The organism is Synechococcus sp. JA-3-3Ab, from assembly GCF_000013205.1.
Taxonomy (GTDB): Bacteria; Cyanobacteriota; Cyanobacteriia; order Thermostichales; family Thermostichaceae; genus Thermostichus.
This window is the reverse complement of the sequence record NC_007775.1, coordinates 2795170-2812863: the sequence shown is the minus strand read 5'-3', so window position 1 is coordinate 2812863 and position 17694 is coordinate 2795170. Positions and strand designations below refer to the sequence as shown.

The following is a 17694-nucleotide window of genomic DNA, read 5'->3' as shown; positions in this document are numbered from 1 at the left end:
CCATACCTCAGATCCTTCCCGGCCCGACGCCAGTCAGCTAGAGGGCGGCGGAGAGGGATCGATGCCAGTCTTTCCTGTTTGCTTGGAGGGGCAGGCAGGAATTAGTGTTACACTGGGTTAACGAAGTTTCCCAGGCTCTGGTGGCGCTTATTCTCGACGGCGCATCCCAGAGTTTTATTGTGGATGAGTTTTGAGACCCAGTTTCCCGAACGTGCCCTGATTACGGGGGCCAGTCGAGGGATCGGCAAAGCAGTGGCCCTAGCCCTAGCTCGGCAGGGGGTGGCAGTTGCTCTGGTGGCCCGTTCCCATCCCGATTTGCTGGGGGTACAGGCGGAGATCCAGGCAAAGGGAGGAAAGGCGGAGGTTTTTCCCATCGACTTGGCCGACTTAAGAGCCCTGCCGCAGCGGTTGCAGGCTCTCCTGGATCAATTTGGTGTTTGTGATGTCTTGGTCAATAACGCCGGCATAGCCCATGTCGGGCCTTTGGCCACCTTATCTTTGTCCGATTGGCAGCGGGTGATCGACTTGAACCTGACGGCAGCTTTTCTCTGTGCCCAAGCCGTCCTGCCGGCGATGCGCCGGCAGCGCTGCGGCACGATTGTCAACATTATCTCCATTGCGGGCAAGCGAGCCTTTCCCAATTGGGGGGCTTACTGCGCCAGTAAGTTTGGCCTGCTGGGCTTTTCTCAAGCCCTGGCCGCAGAGGAACGGCAGCATGGCATTCGGGTGACCAGCCTGTGTCTCGGAGCTGTGGATACACCTCTTTGGGATACAGTTCAGGTCGATTTCGACCGTTCCAAAATGCTCTCGCCGGAGTGGGTGGCGGACTTGATTGCCCACATCGTTCGCCTGCCCAAGGGTGCCGTGGTGGAAGATCTGACCCTCATGCCGGCAGCAGGGGCCTTTTAGGCCGGGCTGGAGCTGGCTTTTCCTGTAACGGCCTTTGTGACTGAGCTTTTGAGGAGATCTGCCTGCACCGCCTCCCTCGACAAGTTCCTTCAACCCTTCGTTCAACCCAAGGAATATCCTGCTATGACTCTTGCCAAGCCTGGATCCGGTGCCGAGTTTCGACTCAACAACAAAGCCAACCTGAAGTCTCGCCTTGTCCGAGATCTGTCCCATGCGGCGGGGCAAGAGCCCGAGGGCTCAGAGAGCCTGGATCCGGCGATGGTAGCGGCAGTGGAGACGTTGCTGCGGGGAATTGGGGAGGATCCGCAGCGGGAGGGCCTCAAGAAAACGCCGGAGCGGGTGGTGGCCGCCCTGAAATTTTTGACCAGCGGCTATCGGCAGTCCCTGGAAGATCTCATCAACGGCGCCATCTTCGACGAGGGCCACGACGAGATGGTGCTGCTGCGGGATATTACTTTGTTCAGCCTCTGCGAGCACCACCTCTTGCCCTTTATCGGCAAGGCCCATGTTGCCTACATCCCCCGCCAAAAGGTGGTGGGCCTGAGCAAGATCGCCCGCATTGTCGAGATGTACTCCCGCCGCCTGCAGGTTCAGGAGCGCCTTACCCGCCAGATCGCGGAAGCTTTGATGACCATGCTGGATCCCTATGGGGTGGGGGTGGTTATCGAGGCTACCCACATGTGCATGGTGATGCGGGGGGTGCAAAAGCCGGGCTCTTGGACGGTCACCAGCTCGATGGTGGGGGTGTTCCAGGAGGATCCCCGCACGCGGGAGGAGTTTTTGAGCCTCATTCGCCACCCGTCCAACCTTTAAGGATGCCGCGGCGCTTTGCCGGCAAGAAAGCTAATCCTCTGCTCTGGCTGGGCATACTAGCTTAAAATCGACGCAGATCCTGCCAGAAGCGAGGCCTGTTATGAGCGAGGTTAGCCCCGAAAATCAATTTCCCACCGACTTAGACTCCGGTTGGAAGCCGCCGACCCCGCCTGTTATCCAGCGCCCCGCGCGTGCGGCCGCGCAAGCGCCCTCGGCAGAACCCCCAACCCAGCTAGATCCGGTGCTGGGCAGGGCTGCTCCTCCCCCTGTCGGGAGCGGATCCCGTCCTGTCCCCAGCGCCCCCAAGCCCATCTTGGGCCGGCCCGTCCCCCCAGATGTGGCCGTCGCCCCCCCGCAGACGCCGGTGCCCATGCCGGGCCCTGCCACTCCCCCGCAGATGTCTCCGCCCCCTCCAGCTCCTGCTGCCCGGCCTCAGGTGTCTCCCCCCAGCCCCGGTTCGGCTGCTCCGCCTTTTGGGCCGCCGGCTCGCCCCACGGCTGCTGGACGGATCCCGGTGGCCGCCGCTGCTCCTAAGTCTGCCCCCGCTGGACCGACGCTGCGCCAACTGGTGCAGGAAGCCTACGAAAAAGGCTACTCGGATATTCACCTGGGGGTGGGAGAGGTGCCCCGTTTCCGGGATCGGGGGCAAATTGTGATAGGCAACTACCCGGTCACCACCACCGAGGTGTTCTATAGCTGGCTGCGGGAAAGCCTGCCGGAGAACCAAATCCGCCAGTTTGAGGAGTGCCTGGAGCTGGATACCGCTATCCAGTACGAGGGCTTGGTGCGCTGCCGGGTTAACTGCTTTGTTTCTCTGCTAGGGCCTGCCATGGTGCTGCGCCTGATCCCGCTCAAGATCTTGACGCTGGAGCAGTTGCGGGCGCCGGAGGTGCTCAAGCGCATTGCCGAGGAGCACAAGGGCCTGGTACTGGTGACAGGCCCCACCGGCTCCGGGAAGTCCACAACCCTGGCGGCGATGGTGGACTACATCAACTCCAACTTTGCTAAGCACATCATCTCGATTGAGGATCCCATCGAGTTCGTCCACCAGAGTAAGAAATCGCTGGTGCGGCAGCGGGAGGTCGGCATCCACACCCTGGAGTTTGCCAACGCCCTCAAGGCTTCGCTGCGGGAAGATCCGGACATCATCCTCATCGGGGAGATGCGGGATCGCGAAACCGTGGATACGGCTCTCAAGGCCGGCCAGACGGGCCACCTGGTGTTTGGAACCCTGCACACCAACAGCGCCGTCCGCACCATCGAGCGTCTCTTGGGGATCTACCGGCCAGAGGAGCAGGAGCCAATGCGTCTGCAACTGGCCGAGACTCTAGTAGCAATTATTGCCCAGACGCTGGTGCGCACCACCGACGGCAAGCGCACCGCTGCCCACGAGATTATGCGCAACACCGATGCCATCCGCGACTACATCAAACGGGGTGCCGTGGACGAGATCGAGGAGCTGATTGCCGACGGCTCCTACGAGGGGATGTGTACCATGAACCAGTCGCTGTTTCGGCTCTACCAAGAGGGGCGCATTACAGAGGAGGTGTGTCTGGAGGCGGCTCCGCGGCGCAACGAGATGGCCCAATGGCTGCGGGGGCGCATCTGAGGTCGCTGCCCCGCAGGGTGGGTGCTTGAGGGAAAGCTCGCCCTATCCTAAACTGAGAGCAAGCGGCAAGGCTGGCTTTCTGGGCCATATTCTCATCTCCTGAGCCGAGCTTTGGCTTGCGGGATGGGTGCCGGATTGGTGAACAAATTGAATTGAAAGCAAGTTAGCAAACAGGAGAATTCCTACCGTGAGCGTGATCAACCAGATCATCGAGACCGCGGACGACCAACTGCGCTATCTCTCCGTCAGCGAACTGCAAGCTATCAAAGATTACATGAGCAGCGGCGAGAAGCGTTTGCAGATCGCTCAGGTGTTAACTGAGAACAAAAAACGCATTATCGATCAGGCGCAGAAGCAGCTATTTGCCAAGCGACCCGAATACATACAACCCGGCGGCAATGCCTACGGCGAAAAGCGCTATAACCAGTGCCTGCGGGACTACGACTGGTATCTCCGCCTGGTGACCTATGGCATCATTGCCGGCAGCAAAGAGCCGATCGAGTCCATCGGCTTGATAGGGGTGCGGGAGATGTACAATGCCCTCAACGTGCCCATTGCCGGTATGATCGATGCGATCGTGTTCTTGAAGGAAGCAGCCCTCAGCCTGCTGGATCCGGACTCCGCCGCCGAGGCTGCCCCCTATTTCGACTACATCATCAATGCCATGAGCTAGCTCGCCTCTCTTGAGGAGGGAGGCCGGTCTGGGCGGTGGAGAGGCAAGCTTTGGTGGTCTTGCTGCCTACAGAGATGCCAGGGCGGTGCGGGCGTGGGCGGCCACCTGCTCTTGGGGATCCTGGGCCAGCCGGGTTAGGCCGGGGCGGGCGGCTTCGGTGCCGAGCTGGGCTAGAGCAATGCAGACGCGGTAGCGCAACTGCCAATCGTCCGAATCGATGAGGGGCTCCAAATGGGGGATGGCCCGCGGATCCCCTAGATCTCCCAGGGCAGCGGCAGCGGCTGTTGTTAGCAGCTCGTCTCCTTCCTGTAAAACCTGCACTAGGGTGTCGAAGGCGGCGGGGTTGCCCAGCTCGCCCAGCGCGGCGACAATGCTAAAGCGCACCAGCCACTCCGTCTCTCGCCGGTAAGCCTCTAGCAGATCGTCTAGGGCCTGTGGCTGCTTCAGATCCCCCAGGGCGGCGGCGGCGGCAGCCCGCACATCGAACTCGGGGTCCTCTCGCAAAAACTGTTGCAGAATCGGCAAAAGGGCAGCCGGGTCGACACCTGCGCCGGAGAGCGTGCCCAATTGGCTAATGGCGGCATAGCGGACGCGGGCATTCTCGTCGGTTACAGCTCGCTGCAACAGCGTCAAGGCTTCGGTCGCGGGGAGCTCTCTGGCCTTGTTGACGGCGCGCAGCCGATCCCCCAAGTTCTGAGAGCTCAACAGCTCCAGCAAGGCCGGCAGATCCCCAGAAGTTGTCGTCATCTCCTTTTCTCCCCCTAACCCGGCTATAGCAAAGGACGAAAAGCCGATGTTATCATTCTGAGGCAGTGCATCCAGTTTTTGTGAACTTATGGCCTTACTGCAGCAAGAGAAGCAGGAGATTATCGAGACCTACCGACTTCACGACACTGACACCGGCTCTGCCGAGGTACAAGTTGCTCTTCTAACCAGCCGTATCAACCAACTCTCGCAGCACCTTCAGAAAAACCCGAAAGATTTCAACTCGCGCCGCGGCCTAATGATGATGATCGGTCGGCGTAAGCGGCTGCTCAACTACATTGCCAAACGTTCTCCCGACCGCTTCCGGGAGCTGGCCGAACGGTTGAACATTCGGGTGAAAAAGTAGGCAGCTAGCTAAATCACTGTCGGAGAGCTACCTTCGTGGGCAAGTCCAGCCGCTATTCCAAAGCCTCCCGCCGCCGCTCCAGCTCTACCCCTGCTCAGGTGGAGACGCAACCGACCCAAAGAGAGCCGGTTGCTGTCATTCCCCCTGAGGTCAGCCGGCGTATGGTGCGGCGGATCTTGGTCTTTTCCGGGATCCCTTCTGGCCTTGGCTTGAGCAGCTTTTTTGTCAATTACTATCTCTTAACCAACCATGTGATAGCCCTGCCCCCCTACTTTACTTTGGTGGAGTCGCTGGCCTTTTTCGGCCTTGGCTTTTTGGGCATTAGCTACGGCGTGTTCTCGGCTTCTTGGGATCCAGAGCCGGGATCCCTGCTGGGGATTGACGAGTTCCGCCGCAACCTAGGCAATGTTTTCAAGCAATGGCGCGAGTTGTCTGACCCTTCTAAGCCGTCGGAAGCTGACGAATCCTAGATTTTGCTCTCTCCCCCAGCCCCGTTATCCCCCATACGTTACATTCCGCTCGGTGGTGCGGAATTGCAGGATCGTCAGGCCCACCACAATTAAGAAGAGCACAATGGATTGGGCGGCTGCCCTGCCCAAATTGCCTGACGATACGCCAATCTTGTAGATCTCGTACATCAACACCGAGGTGGATCCGGAAGGGCCGCCGGCAGTCAGCAAATCAATGGTGCCGAAAATATCGAAAAAGGCGTAGGTCATGTTGGTGATCACCAAAAAGAAGGTGATGGGGGAAAGCAGCGGTAGAGTGATGGAAAAGAAGCGGCGAAGGGCCCCCGCCCCATCGATGGCAGCCGCCTCCTGCAAATCTTTAGGCAGGTTTTGCAGCCCAGCCAGATAAAACAAAATGTTGTAGCCCATTTGCTTCCAAACGCTGGCAAAGATCACCACCCAAGGGGCTAAATTGGGATCGCTCAGCCAGTTCAAACGTGGGATCCCTACTAACCCCAGCAAGTAGTTGGCTACGCCGCCCAAGGGGTTGAAGATAATGAAAAAGATGATACCGGCCACTGCTGGCGAAATGGCGTAGGGCCAGATCAGCAAGATGCGATAGATTGCCGCCCCGCGGATGGGCTGGTAGGCCAGCGTGGCAATCAACAGGGATCCGCTCAGCCCCAACACCACGATGGCCGCCGAAATGGCGAAGGTAATCCCCAGGCTGCGCAGATAGGTGGCATCCGTCAGCAGAGCGGTAAAGTTGTCCACACAGACGAAGCGGCTGCGCGGCGCGCCCACAAAGGTGAGCAGGGTGGAGAGGCGCAGGGTATCCAGCCCTGGATAGTAGAGAAACACCACCAAAATGGCGAAGGTGGGCAACAAGAGCAGCCAGGCCAGCCACCCCTGCTTGAAGATACCCCTCTCTTGGGGAGCTGCACTGGGGATCCCCAGGCGGCGCTCCCGCTCCTTGCGGATCCAGGCCAGCAGCGGCCAGAGGGGGATGGCCATGCCCGCCAGCACCAACCCCACGCCAAAAGCGAGGTCGATGGCCTTGCGCTCCGGCTCAAAGGTGCAAAAATCCAGCGGCACCATGAAGATCAGGGATCCCAACCCTCCTGCCAGCCCCCCCAGAGCCGCCCCCAGCAGCACAGGCCGCTCGATGCGCCGAAAACGGGATCCCACCCAGAGGGCCCCCGACAACCCCGCCAGCAGCGGCAGCAGCACTTGGATCCATTTCCCCATGTTCTCTCTCCCATCCAACCTTGCAAAAGCCAAAAAGGGGCAGGCCGCCGCCCACCCCCCATCCTCAGATTTTGCTTTGCTGTAGCCCAGCTCCTGACCAATTACTGATAGAGGGAGTTGTACTCGGCCAGAAGCCGGTTGGCAGTCTCGTTGGCCCTGGCCATGGCTTGGGCCGGATCCCCGCCCTTGAGCATGAGATCTTCCATGGTCTGGGTTACCACATTGCGAATCTCAGGAAAGGCTCCCAGCAACGCCCCACGGGTGGCAGGAGTGACCTTGGAGTTGTTGATTTGGTCGATAGCAGTGAAGAAGTTGGGGTTTTCCTTGAACCAGCCCTGCGACTCCAGCAAGGCTACCGAGCTTTTGCGAATGGGCAGATAGCCGGTCACTTGGTGCCATTCGGCAGCATTTTCGGTGTTATTGAGCCACAACATGAAGGTCAGCGCCCCCTCTTCCACCTCTTTGGGCAGATCCTTCACCAACCAAAGGCTGGCGCCCCCGATCAAGTTCCCCGTCCAACCCTTGTCGGCGTTGTAGGGCATGCGGGTGGTGACCAGCTCGATGTTGTTCTGCTTGGCGGCGTTGGTGATGTTGGCCGCGTCGGCGCTGCTGGTGATGGCCATGGCGACGGTACCGGTCTGGATGGCCTGCTCTGTGGCTGCCCAATCCCGCTGCTTGCCGCTGTAGATGTAGTAGCCTTTGTCATACATCCCTTTCCACCAGGTGGCGATAGCCACCGAGGGCTGCGAGTCCAAAAAGACCTGGGTGGCCCGGGCGGCACGGCCATTTTCGTTGTTGGCCAAGAGAGCATCTTGCTGCGCCATCCACTGCTCGTAAAACCAGCCGTGGTTGGGCCAGGTGACGCAGCCCTGGGGAGCGTCGGGAAGCGCCATGATCTTCTCACAGGCGGCTTCTAGCTCCTGCCAGGTGGCCGGCGGCTTCTCGATCCCGGCCTTCTTCAAAATGGCGGTGTTGGAGTAGAGGATGGGGCTGGAGCTGTTCCAGGGCATGGAGGTGAACTTGCCATCCAGGGTGTAGTAGCTCACCACCGGCTCGATAAAATCCTCGAAGTTCACCGGGATCCCGTTCACTTCGGTGCGGTTGCCCAGCGCCTCGGCGATGGACTTGAAGTAGCCGAAATCCCGTGCCCGTTGGGTGCCCACCTCAAACCACTGCACCACTGCCGGAGCGGCTTTTTGTTGAATAGCGAGGTCGGTGGCCTGTTGAATTTCTTCGTAGTTGCCGTAGCCCTCAACAGTTACATTGTATTGAGGAAATTGCTTGTTGAACTCTGCCGCCTTTTGACGGGCCCAATCGAGACGGTTATCGGTAAAGGCAATCCAAACTTTGACGTTGGCAGGAGACTGGGCAAAGCTGTCAGCAGCCAGGAAGGCAGCACCAGCGGCAGCCGCCAGGCCGGCCAGAGCAGCCAGGAAAGTCCGACGGGTATTCATAAAATAAAATGCAGTCGCATCCACTAAGGGCAGGACTGATACTAGCGCAGCGACATTAAGAGCAGGTTATAAACCGGGGATCCTGAAGGGGCAACCCATCCGTCGCACCACCACCATCGACCCCCATCCGTGAAGGATCTGGTGGGATCCCCTGCTTAAGGCTGCCCAACCTGCCGCCGCAGCGCCTGGATCCCGGCAGCCAAGCCAAAGAGAACGAGTACCAGCAGGGTGCTCAGAGCTGCTGCCTGGTGGGTGTAGCCCCCCTGTTGCAAGCCAAAGATGAGCCACCCAAAGGTTTCTGAGCGGGAGGTGACCAAGAGGGCGGAGAGGGTCAGCTCGGCAAAAGATTGCAAAAACACCAGCAACACCGCTGCTGTCAAGGCCGGTGCCAGCAGGGGCAGCAGGAGGTAGCGAAAAGTTTGCAGCAGGGAGGCCCCGTCGATGCTGGCCGCCTCCTCCAGGCTGGTGTCCAGGCTGCGCCAAGCAGCTTGCATCGGTTGCAGCGCCAGGGCCAAGAACCGCCCCAAGTAGGCCATCAGGATCAGCCACAGGGTGCCGTAGAGGCTCAGCCCCGGCAGGGGAGGGGGCAACCACACCAAAATGAGGGACAACGCAAAAATCAGGCCCGGCAGGGCATAGGGCAAGTCCACAATGAAGCTGAGCAGCGCCAGCAGCCGTGCTTTCAGCCGGGTCAGGGCGTAGCCCAAGATCGTCGCCATCCCGCTGCAGAGCAGCGCTGCTCCTCCCGCCAAACCCAAACTGTGCAGCGTGGCGCGGCGGGCCCGCTCCAGCTCAAACAGAACCAGCCGGAAATGCTCCAGCGTCAGGTTAGACCAGACCAAGGGCAGGCCATAGGCCCGCAGCAGGGCAGTTGCAGCCATGGCCAGCAAAGGCCCAAGGATGACCAGCAAGGCTGCGGCAAAGAGGATCCCGCTGAGCAGCCAACCCAGCCAGCCCAAGCGATAGGGATCCGGAGGGGCCTCGCCCGGATCCAGCCCCGCCTGAGGCTGCTGTGACCAGGCCAAAAAGAAGAGGGCCGGCAGGCCAAAGAGCAACGCCAGCGCCGCGCTGCGCCCAAACCCATCCCCGCCGAAGTTGATCACCTCTTGGTACAGCAGGGTGGGCAAAGTCAGGTAGCGTCCTGGGATCCCCAGCAAGGCCGGGATCCCGAAATTGCCCCAGGCCCCCAAGAAGGCCAGCGCCGCTGCTGCCGCCACAGAGGGCCGCAACAGGGGCAGCGTGATGAAGAGCCAAACCTGCAGCAGGTTGGCCCCATCCAGTTGGGCCGCCTCCTGAGCTTGCTTGGAGAGCCGGCTCAAGCCCGCCACCAGCGTCAGGTAGGCAATTGGCAGCACAAAAAGAGCCAGCAGCAGGATGATCCCCCCCGGCGTGTAGAGGCTCCACAGGGATCCCTGACCCCCCAAAATCCAGCGCAGCCCCTGCTGCAAATAGCCCACCGGCCCGGCCCATTGGATCCAGGCCAAGGCCAAAACCTGGGGCGGAACCACAAGGGGAGATAAAAAGAGCACCCGCAGGATGCTGCGGCCCGGCAAATCTGTCTGGGTGGTGAGTACCGCCAGCACCAGGCCGCCGACCAGCGCCAATGTGGCTGAGACCGCCGACACCCAAAGGCTGTGAACCAGCGCCAGATGGACACGGGGCGTTTCCAGCAACCAGCGGATGTTCTCACCTTCGCCGCCCAAGGCCCGCTGCAGCAGCCGCCAGAGGGGATAGGCATGGGTCAAAACCAAAAGGCCCGGTACAGCCACCAGCCAGGGAATGATGGGGTGCCTTAACCCTTTACTCAAACCCTCCCCCAGAAACGTTAGACCACGCCTTTGCCGACGCCCAAGGGATCCCACCTATTCCTCAAACAACTTGGCAAAGCGGGCCTTGTCGGCCTCGCGGCTTTGGGCCAACTCTGCTGCCGGGGCGCTCAAGATCTTCAGCTCGCTCAAAGCGGGGAACCCTTTTGGCGGCGTCACACCCTGCCGCAGCGGCATGTAGCCCATCTCAGCAGCGACCTCCTGCCCCTTCTGAGACAGCAAGAAGTCCACAAAAGCCTGGGCAGCTTCCAGGTTAGACGTTCCTTTGACAATTCCCACCGGCTCGGTAATCACCGGCACGCCCTCCTTGGGATAGACCACCTCCACTGGGGATCCCTCGTTGCGGCTGCGAATGGCAAGAAAGTCCACCACCATGCCGTAGCTCTGTTCGCCACTGGCGACGTTGCGGGCGACAGCGCCATTGCCCTGCACCAGCACCGTTTTGTTCTTTTTCAGGGCTTCGTACCACTCCCAGCCCAGGCCGGGGGTGCGTGTGATCACCCCCAAATTGTAGGCGGCAGCACCCGAATAGGTGGGGCTGGGCATCACCAGTTGGCCTTCCGGAACCTGGGCTAGGGCCGCCCAGCTATCCACGGGCTGGGCTTTGGCCGTGTTGTAAACGATCACCGTGGCCAGGATCTTGGTGCCGAAATAGTGGCAGTCTGGATCGTAGTAGGTGGCGGCGATGGCCTTGGCTTCAGGGCTGCAGTAGGGCTCCAGCAAATTGCGGGATTTCAGCAACTCAAAAGTAGGCGCATCGGCCACCAGCAACACATCAGCCTGGGGACTACCCTTTTCGGCTTCCAGCAAAAAGCGGCTGATCACCTCCTCGGTGCCGGAGCGAAAGATCTCCACCGAAACCTCTGGATAAACTTCCCGAAACGCAGCCACGGTTTTCTGAGCATCTGCATCGGGTTGGGAAGTGTACAAACGCAAGGTGCCGGACGGCTTGGCCCAGGCTGGGTTCAGGGATCCCCACCCAAGGGGCTGGGCAAAAACCAGGCTCCAGAGTACCGCCAACAAAGGTAGAGGACGCTTCATCGTTTTCCCTCGCTTGAAAGCTTGACCTGGACTCCGCTACCAACTTGCCAAAGGCAAAGGCATTTTCGGATTTCAGATCGCGTCCAGATCGCGACAGTGAAAATCCACTTCGACCTTCGCCCCCTGCAATTTTTGCCTTTGGCAAGAGTCAGCCATCGCTAAACTACCCCAGGAAGATTAACCCGAGGTTATCTCTGGATTCATCGAGGATGTTGAGATTCTCCCCGCGGCTACAGCTTGCCTTTGGAGTCCTTTCCGGTTTGTCAGAGTTAGTTCTGCGCCCTGGGCTACCCAGAACTTGCGGCTGATGCCGCAGCCCCCTGGGAGAGGGGAAAACCCTGGGCGCCGCCGCAGGCAAAAACCCTAGCTTCAAGGCCTGCAGCCTGCTGGCACAAAGGAACCCGGAACTGCCCTGGCTACTTTTTCCGCAGATTCCCCCAAGCCCACCCCTACTAGAGGCGCCCGGCGGGCTTGGCTGGCCGGTCGGCTCAGGCTTTCCCAAGGGTTGCTGGCGAATTTAGGCTTGCTTGAAATAGTCGGGCTCATTGCCGGGTTTCCACTTGATGTTGCAGCCGAGGCTGGGCTTTTGGTCGGGATCGATGGGCTTGCCCGCCAGCAGGTTATCCAGCGCCGCCCGCAAATCTTTGCCCGTCACCGGCACATCCGGCAGGCTGGGGCGGCTGTCGTCCAGTTGGCCGCGGTACACCAGCTTGCGCTCCGCGTCGAACAAGAAAAAGTCGGGGGTGCAGGCCGCCGTGAAGGCCTTGGCCACCTCTTGGCTTTCGTCGTAGCAAAACGGGAAGGTGAAGCCCAAGGTCTCGGCCATCTTCTTCAGGTTCTCGGGGCTGTCGTCGGGGTATTTCTCCACGTCGTTGGCGCTGATGGCTACAATGCCGACGCCGCGATCCTTATAATCTCTGCCAATGCGGGCCAGCTCCTCTTGCACATGCTTCACATAGGGGCAGTGCTGGCAAATAAACATTACCAACAGGGCCGGCTTGTCGGCAAAGGTGGAGAGGGAAATGGTTTGGCCGCTCACCACATCGGGCAGGCTGAAGTCAGGGGCAGGGGTGCCCAGAGGCAACATGGTCGAGGGAGTACGGGCCATAGCAAACCTCCAGCGTAAGGTTTCCTCAATCATCATGGATCATCCTGCTCCTCCCGCAGCAGCCCCCACCCCAAGCAGGCCGGGAACCGCTTTTACAATTGGATAGAGTCCGCAACATTTGGTTCGGGAGCTGAGCCTTGAGCACCGCCGTCTTGCCCGCTGCCCCCCTCGTGGATACCCACGTCCACTTGAACTATCCCGATTTTGCCGAAGATCTGCCGCAGGTGGCCGAGCGCTGGCGCCAGGCCGGGATCCAGCAACTGGTGCACTCCTGCGTAACGCCGGCGGAGTTTCCCCAATTGCAGGCCATTGCCGACCAGTATCCGGAGGTGTTTTTGTCGGTGGGGCTGCACCCTCTGGAGGCGCGCCAGTGGCAGCCGGATCTGGCCGAAAAGATCGCCCAGTTGGCCGCCGGCGACCCCCGAGTGGTGGCCATTGGGGAGACAGGCCTAGATTTCTACAAGTCCGACCCGGCCGATGTGGAGCGGCAAACAGAATCCTTCCGCGCCCACATTGCCCTTGCCCAGGAGCAGGATTTGGCCCTGATCGTCCATTGCCGCGAGGCGGCAGCAGCCACCTACGAGATTTTGAGGGAGGCCATGGCTGCCAGGGGGCCGCTGCGGGCGGTGATGCACTGCTGGAGCGGATCCCCGGAGGAGACGCGACTGTTTGTGGAGCTGGGCTGCTTCATCAGCTTTAGCGGCATCGTCACCTTTAAGAACGCTGAGACGGTGCGCCGCTCGGCCCAGGAGGTGCCTCTGTCCCAGCTTCTGGTGGAAACCGATTGCCCTTTCCTGGCCCCCACCCCCTTCCGCGGCAAGCGCAACGAGCCGGCCCATGTGCAGCGGGTGGCCCAAACCCTGGCGGAGCTGTTGCAGATCCCCTTGCAAGACCTGGCCCGACAGACCAGCCAAAATGCCGCCCGCCTCTTCCGCCTGCCTCAGCCCCCCTTGTGAAGAAGGGTGGAGAACTTTTGGCATTTTTTAAGCTTTTTACTTGGGGCTCTCTAACTTCCCGGCAGGGGGCGCTATCGTGAAAGGGGAGGTGTAGCTTCCAATACTTTTGCACTCCCCTATAGCTATGGAAACCTTGGCCCCTGCAGCCTGCGCCAGCCGGGATGTCCTCATCAACCGCATTACCCACCAGATCCGGCAATCCCTGGAGCTGGATCAGATCCTGAGGGCAACGGTGGAGGAGGTGCGCGCCTTTTTGGGCACGGATCGGGTCAAGGTATACCGCTTCGACCCGGAAGGCCATGGGACGGTGGTGGCGGAAGCCCGACAAGCCGAGCGGTTGCCCTCCCTCTTGGGCCTATCGTTTCCGGCGGGGGATATCCCAGAAGAGGCGCGGCAGCTGTTTCGCCTGGCCCAGGTGCGGGTGATCGTGGATGTGGAGGCCCAGACCCGCTTCCTCAGCCAGCCGGAGTCGCTGGGCCGCTTTGCCCAGGCCCGGCCTTTGCCCCTGGGCGAGGTGCCGCAGCGGCTGGTGGATCCCTGCCATGCCCACTACCTCAAGTGCATGGGGGTGGCCTCCTCCCTGGTGGTACCCCTCCTGCATCACCAGCAGTTGTGGGGGCTCTTGGTCTCCCACCACGCCGAGCCCCGCTCCTACTCTGCCGAAGAGCTGCAGGTGGTGCAGTTGGTGGCGGATCAGGTGTCGATTGCCATTGCCCAGGCGGAATTGCTGGAGCAGGCGCGGCAAAAGGCGCAGCAGGAACGTTTGATTAACCAAATTGCGGCGCTGGTGTACTCGCCGCTCCACCCCGAGACCACCTTGACCACTGTGCTGGAGCAGCTTACCGCCGGCCTCCAAGGGATCGGGGCGCGGCTGCGCATCCGGTTCCTGGGCCTGGACACCCTCTGCCACCATGGGATCCAGCCGCCGGCAGGCTACGACGCCTGGCTGCAGGAGCAGGTGGGAAGGCCCAAGACAGCAGGAAACGGGGTGAAGACGTGGTCGCTTTCCCAGTTGGAGAAGTGGCCAGAACTGCAGGCCCAGCTGCAGCAGACGCCCATTCGCGGGCTGCTGGCGGTGCCGCTGGTTTGGAACGAGCAGCTGGTGGGCTGGCTGAGCGTCTTTCGCGGCGCCCTCTGCCAAGAGACCCACTGGGCCGGCTACCGCTGGCCCGCCCAAGGGGAAGGTGGGGAGGATCCCCGTCAAGAACTGCCGTTGATCTCCTTTGCCGCTTGGCGGGAGCTGAAAGTTGACGAGCCCAAGGCCTGGTCGGCCGCGGAGCTGGAGCTAGTCGGCCGCGCTGCGGTGCACCTGGCCCTGTCGATTGCGCAAAACCAGCTCTACCGGCAGTTGCAAGATCTCAACGCCCGTCTGGAGCACGAGGTAGAGGAGCGGACGGCGGCCCTGCAGCGCTCTTTGGCCATGGATGCCCTCTTGCAGCGGGTTACCGACCAGGTGCGCAGCAGCCTAGACGAAGCCCAGATCCTGCGGGCGGTGGTGCAGGAGTTGGCGCTGGGGCTGCCCATCCAAGGCTGCGATCTCTGCCTCTACGAGGGAGCAGCCGGCCAGGCCACCGTGCGCTATGAATACACCGCCGCCCTGCCGCCCGCCGGCGGGATCACCCTAACCCTGGCCGACTACCCAGATCTCTACCGACAACTGCAAAGGGGGCAGGCGGCGCAACTGTGCCATCTGCCGGGGCAAAGCTGGATCCCACGGCGGGAAGGGCTGACGCTTTTGGTTTGCCCGCTGCGGGATGACCAGGGGGCGTTGGGCGATCTGTGGTTGGCCAAGGCGGCAGCCGAGTGCTTTGATACCCTGGAGATGCAGGTGGTACAGCAGGTAGCGGATCACTGTGCCATCGCCATCCGCCAGGCTCGCCTCTACCAGGCCTCGGTGCAACAAATCAGCGAGCTGGAGCGCCTCAACCGCCTCAAAGATGATTTTTTAAGCACCGTCTCCCACGAGCTGCGCACCCCCATCACCAACATGAAAATGGCCATCCAACTGCTGAAAATGGCCCGCACCCCCCAAAAACGGGAGCAATATCTGCAAATCCTAGAGCAGGAGTGCGAGCGCGAGGCGGAATTGATCAACGATCTGCTGGATCTGCAGCGGTTGGAGCAGGGATCCAAACCCCTTCATCTTGAAGAAGTGTCCCTGGCCGCCTGGCTGCCCACTGTGCTGCAGCCCTTTGTGCAGCGGGCCGAGGCCAATCAGCAACAGTTGCAGTGGCAGATTGACCCGAAGGTGGGCAAGGTGGTGACGGATCAGGCCGCCTTGACGCGGGTGGTACAGGAGCTGGTCAACAACGCCTGCAAGTACACCCCGCCTCAGCACCGCATCACGGTGACGGCGCGCCGCCTCAGCCCTGAACAAGTGCAAATTCGGGTGGTCAACGAGGGGGTGGAGATTCCCCGCAGCGAGTGGGAGCGCATCTTCGAGAAGTTCTACCGCATCCCCAGCGGGGATCCCTGGAAGCGGGGCGGCACCGGCCTGGGGCTGGCTTTGGTTAAGCAGTGGATGCAGCGGCTGGGGGGCTGCGTCTCTATAGAAAGCGGCCAGGGCAAGACGTGCTTTACCCTGGTGTTGCCGCAAGGATCCCTGCCTGGGCAGACCTCTTGCACCGCGTGATGGGCGATTGCGATTTGGAAGCGCTGCAACGGGCGGTTGAGCAATTCAACCGGGGGGAATTCTACGCCTGCCACGACACCCTGGAGGCCCTGTGGATGGAAGCGGTGGATCCGGAGCGGCGCTTCTACCAGGGGCTGTTGCAAACCGCCGTGGCCTACTACCACCTGCAAAACGGCAACCGCCGCGGCTGCATGATCCTGCTGGGGGAGGCCAACCGCAAGCTGGCCGACTTTCTGCCCACCTACGCTGGCTACAACCTGCAAGCTCTCTGGGAAGCCAACCAGAGCCTCCTGCAAGAGCTCTCTTGCCTCCAGCCTGAGGATCCCTTGCCCCCGGTAGCCTCTCCTACTCTGAGGGTTGTTGGCGGTAAGCCGGATTGAGATGAGAAACTTCTTGGCCCCTCTCCCAGAACCCCAGGAGCTAGCGACGCTTGGAGCGGCGAGCCTGCCGTTCTGCCTCGTTGCGCCGCCGCCGATCCCGCCAGTCGATAAAGGTGATGTAGCCAACGCCCACCGTTACAGCCGTCAAGAGCAAAAAGATGCTCCCATACGCAAGGCGGGCCACCCAGGGCAAGTCGGTTTCCATAGAGCCAGAGGTAGCGAAGGACAAGGGGGATGCTTGGGGCTACATGCCGTTACGGCCCCAAACCACGAAGGCAATGGAAAGGGCGAAGAAAGCCGCAACGGCAACCCAGCCAAAGGTGATGATGTCCATAGGTCTAGCCAAGCAAAGAAGGCTCATCGGGGTGATCCCATTTTACGGGATGGGATCCCCGGCGCATCTACAACAGGGCTCGACTGGGTAGATTAAGGTCAGAGGCCAAAACCCAAGCCAAAGGGAGGACGCGATGGTACTGGAGACCCTGCCGCTGGTGGCCGCGGTGGCCATCGCCATTTTTGTGCTGGTTTTCTGGGTGCGGGTGGTTCGGGAGGCCATCTGGACGGCGGTGGGGATCGTGGTCCTCCTGGCCGTGCTGTACGTGGTCTTTAGAATTGGCCCGCGGCAGGTGTTGCAGGAGCTGCGGGATCCCTTCGCCTTTTTGGAGCAGGTGTGGCAGGTGATCGTCGCCTGGTTCCGGGCCTTTTTCCCCTAGCGCGTTGTCCCCTATACAATTCCTCGTACAATGGACTGGGCTTGGGTTGGGGCTGCCGGCCCTTCCCCTTTGTTCTGCAACCCTGACGCGCTTCGATTGCTGGCCATGCCTTCCGACTCCGCACAGGATCCCCAAAGCCTCCCAGACCCTGCCCCGCAAGACGGGATCCCAGTTCCCGAAGACATCCAAGTGGAGGTGGAGGACTTGGGGGATCGCCGCCGCCAAGTGCGAGGTTGCGTCTTGATCCCGGTGGAGCGGCAGCGGGTTTGGCAGGTTTTAACCGATTACGACCATCTGGCGGAGTTTGTGCCCAACTTGGTGGAAAGCCGCTTCCTCGGCAGCGAGAACGGCCGCAAGCTGGTACGCCAGGTGGGATCCCAAAAGGTTCTCTTTGCCCGCTTTTCGGCGGCAGTGGTGCTGGCCATTGAGGAAATCTTTCCCCACCAGCTTCGCTTCCAAGAAATAGAGGGGGACTTTCTCCTTTTCGAGGGGTTTTGGGAGCTGGCCGAGTGGCTAAACCAGCAAACTTTGCTCACCTACCACCTGCAGGTGAAGCCGCCGCGCCGCATGCCGGTCGGCCTGGTGGAACGGCGCATCTGCCGAGACTTGGCCTTCAATCTCCAGGCCATTCGGGAGCGCTGCCTGAGTTTATACTCCCAATAGGGCGTGCCATCCCTCACCCCCAGCCCCTCTCCCTTTGGGAGAGGGGAGCTATGCGGCAACCTGATTTGTTGGACATTCGCGGTTTGCATTTGCCGGCTGGGATCCCAGC

General features: G+C 61.0%; 19 protein-coding genes. 11 read left to right on the top strand and 8 right to left on the bottom strand.

The features are described 5' to 3' along the window. The first annotated feature begins 183 nt into the window (after positions 1-183). The 4 genes from CYA_RS13060 to apcD all read left to right on the top strand — a co-directional run bounded on the left by CYA_RS13060 (position 184) and on the right by apcD (position 4004). Positions 184-909, top strand: a complete 726-nt coding sequence (locus CYA_RS13060) for an SDR family oxidoreductase (RefSeq protein ID WP_011431565.1) — start codon at positions 184-186, stop codon at positions 907-909. A gap of 123 nt (positions 910-1032) precedes the next feature. After that, positions 1033-1722, top strand: a complete 690-nt coding sequence (gene folE / locus CYA_RS13055) for a GTP cyclohydrolase I FolE (RefSeq protein ID WP_011431564.1) — start codon at positions 1033-1035, stop codon at positions 1720-1722. A gap of 370 nt (positions 1723-2092) precedes the next feature. Beyond that, positions 2093-3331, top strand: a complete 1239-nt coding sequence (locus CYA_RS13050; RefSeq protein ID WP_369781494.1) for a type IV pilus twitching motility protein PilT — start codon at positions 2093-2095, stop codon at positions 3329-3331. A 187-nt stretch (positions 3332-3518) separates the two neighbouring features. Beyond that, complete coding sequence (apcD, locus tag CYA_RS13045; protein ID WP_011431562.1) at positions 3519-4004, top strand: allophycocyanin subunit alpha-B; 486 nt, start codon at positions 3519-3521, stop codon at positions 4002-4004. Between the two features lie 66 nt (positions 4005-4070). Here apcD and CYA_RS13040 read toward each other — a convergent pair whose 3' ends face one another. Beyond that, positions 4071-4751: a HEAT repeat domain-containing protein gene (locus tag CYA_RS13040; RefSeq protein WP_011431561.1), complete on the bottom strand. Its 681-nt coding sequence runs from the start codon at positions 4749-4751 to the stop codon at positions 4071-4073. Positions 4752-4839: 88 nt separating this feature from the next. Here CYA_RS13040 and rpsO point away from each other — a divergent pair, with 88 nt between their 5' ends. Further along, complete coding sequence (gene rpsO, locus CYA_RS13035) at positions 4840-5115, top strand: 30S ribosomal protein S15 (RefSeq protein WP_011431560.1); 276 nt, start codon at positions 4840-4842, stop codon at positions 5113-5115. Positions 5116-5150: 35 nt separating this feature from the next. Then, a complete protein-coding gene (locus CYA_RS13030; RefSeq protein ID WP_011431559.1) occupies positions 5151-5585 on the top strand; it encodes a PAM68 family protein in 435 nt (144 codons plus the stop codon). A gap of 24 nt (positions 5586-5609) precedes the next feature. Here the strand turns inward: CYA_RS13030 and CYA_RS13025 are convergent, their stop codons facing one another. The 5 genes from CYA_RS13025 to CYA_RS13005 form a co-directional block, all read right to left on the bottom strand. Then, positions 5610-6812 (bottom strand): carbohydrate ABC transporter permease, encoded by a 1203-nt coding sequence (locus CYA_RS13025; protein WP_228375370.1) that lies wholly within the window; start codon positions 6810-6812, stop codon positions 5610-5612. A 101-nt stretch (positions 6813-6913) separates the two neighbouring features. Continuing rightward, on the bottom strand, positions 6914-8266 hold the full coding sequence (locus tag CYA_RS13020) for an ABC transporter substrate-binding protein (protein WP_011431557.1): 1353 nt from the start codon (positions 8264-8266) through the stop codon (positions 6914-6916). Between the two features lie 155 nt (positions 8267-8421). Then, positions 8422-10074 carry an ABC transporter permease gene (locus tag CYA_RS13015; protein ID WP_228375369.1) on the bottom strand — a complete coding sequence of 551 codons (1653 nt, stop codon included), beginning with the start codon at positions 10072-10074 and terminating at the stop codon, positions 8422-8424. Between the two features lie 54 nt (positions 10075-10128). Next, complete coding sequence (locus tag CYA_RS13010; RefSeq protein WP_011431554.1) at positions 10129-11133, bottom strand: ABC transporter substrate-binding protein; 1005 nt, start codon at positions 11131-11133, stop codon at positions 10129-10131. A 517-nt stretch (positions 11134-11650) separates the two neighbouring features. Further along, positions 11651-12241: a thioredoxin family protein gene (locus CYA_RS13005; RefSeq protein ID WP_011431553.1), complete on the bottom strand. Its 591-nt coding sequence runs from the start codon at positions 12239-12241 to the stop codon at positions 11651-11653. Between the two features lie 137 nt (positions 12242-12378). Here CYA_RS13005 and CYA_RS13000 point away from each other — a divergent pair, with 137 nt between their 5' ends. From CYA_RS13000 to CYA_RS12990, 3 genes are all read left to right on the top strand, one after another. Continuing rightward, entirely contained in the window at positions 12379-13197 is an 819-nt protein-coding gene (locus CYA_RS13000; RefSeq protein ID WP_228375368.1) for a TatD family hydrolase, read from the top strand. A gap of 124 nt (positions 13198-13321) precedes the next feature. Next, positions 13322-15829 carry a sensor histidine kinase gene (locus CYA_RS12995; RefSeq protein ID WP_011431551.1) on the top strand — a complete coding sequence of 836 codons (2508 nt, stop codon included), beginning with the start codon at positions 13322-13324 and terminating at the stop codon, positions 15827-15829. Further along, positions 15829-16209, top strand: coding sequence for a DUF309 domain-containing protein (locus CYA_RS12990; protein ID WP_041438668.1), 381 nt, complete (start codon positions 15829-15831; stop codon positions 16207-16209). The genes CYA_RS12995 and CYA_RS12990 overlap by 1 nt, the downstream gene beginning before the upstream one ends. A 40-nt stretch (positions 16210-16249) precedes the next feature. On the opposite strand, the gene CYA_RS15140 is transcribed toward CYA_RS12990, so the two are convergent. Beyond that, on the bottom strand, positions 16250-16438 hold the full coding sequence (locus CYA_RS15140) for a hypothetical protein (RefSeq protein ID WP_011431549.1): 189 nt from the start codon (positions 16436-16438) through the stop codon (positions 16250-16252). Positions 16439-16453: 15 nt separating this feature from the next. Then, positions 16454-16543 carry a cytochrome b6-f complex subunit PetN gene (locus CYA_RS12985; RefSeq protein ID WP_011431548.1) on the bottom strand — a complete coding sequence of 30 codons (90 nt, stop codon included), beginning with the start codon at positions 16541-16543 and terminating at the stop codon, positions 16454-16456. Positions 16544-16676: 133 nt separating this feature from the next. On the opposite strand from CYA_RS12985, the gene CYA_RS12980 reads away from it, so the two are divergent. Further along, positions 16677-16922 carry a hypothetical protein gene (locus tag CYA_RS12980; protein WP_011431547.1) on the top strand — a complete coding sequence of 82 codons (246 nt, stop codon included), beginning with the start codon at positions 16677-16679 and terminating at the stop codon, positions 16920-16922. Between the two features lie 105 nt (positions 16923-17027). After that, positions 17028-17585: an SRPBCC family protein gene (locus CYA_RS12975; RefSeq protein WP_041439263.1), complete on the top strand. Its 558-nt coding sequence runs from the start codon at positions 17028-17030 to the stop codon at positions 17583-17585. Positions 17586-17694: the final 109 nt, after the last annotated feature.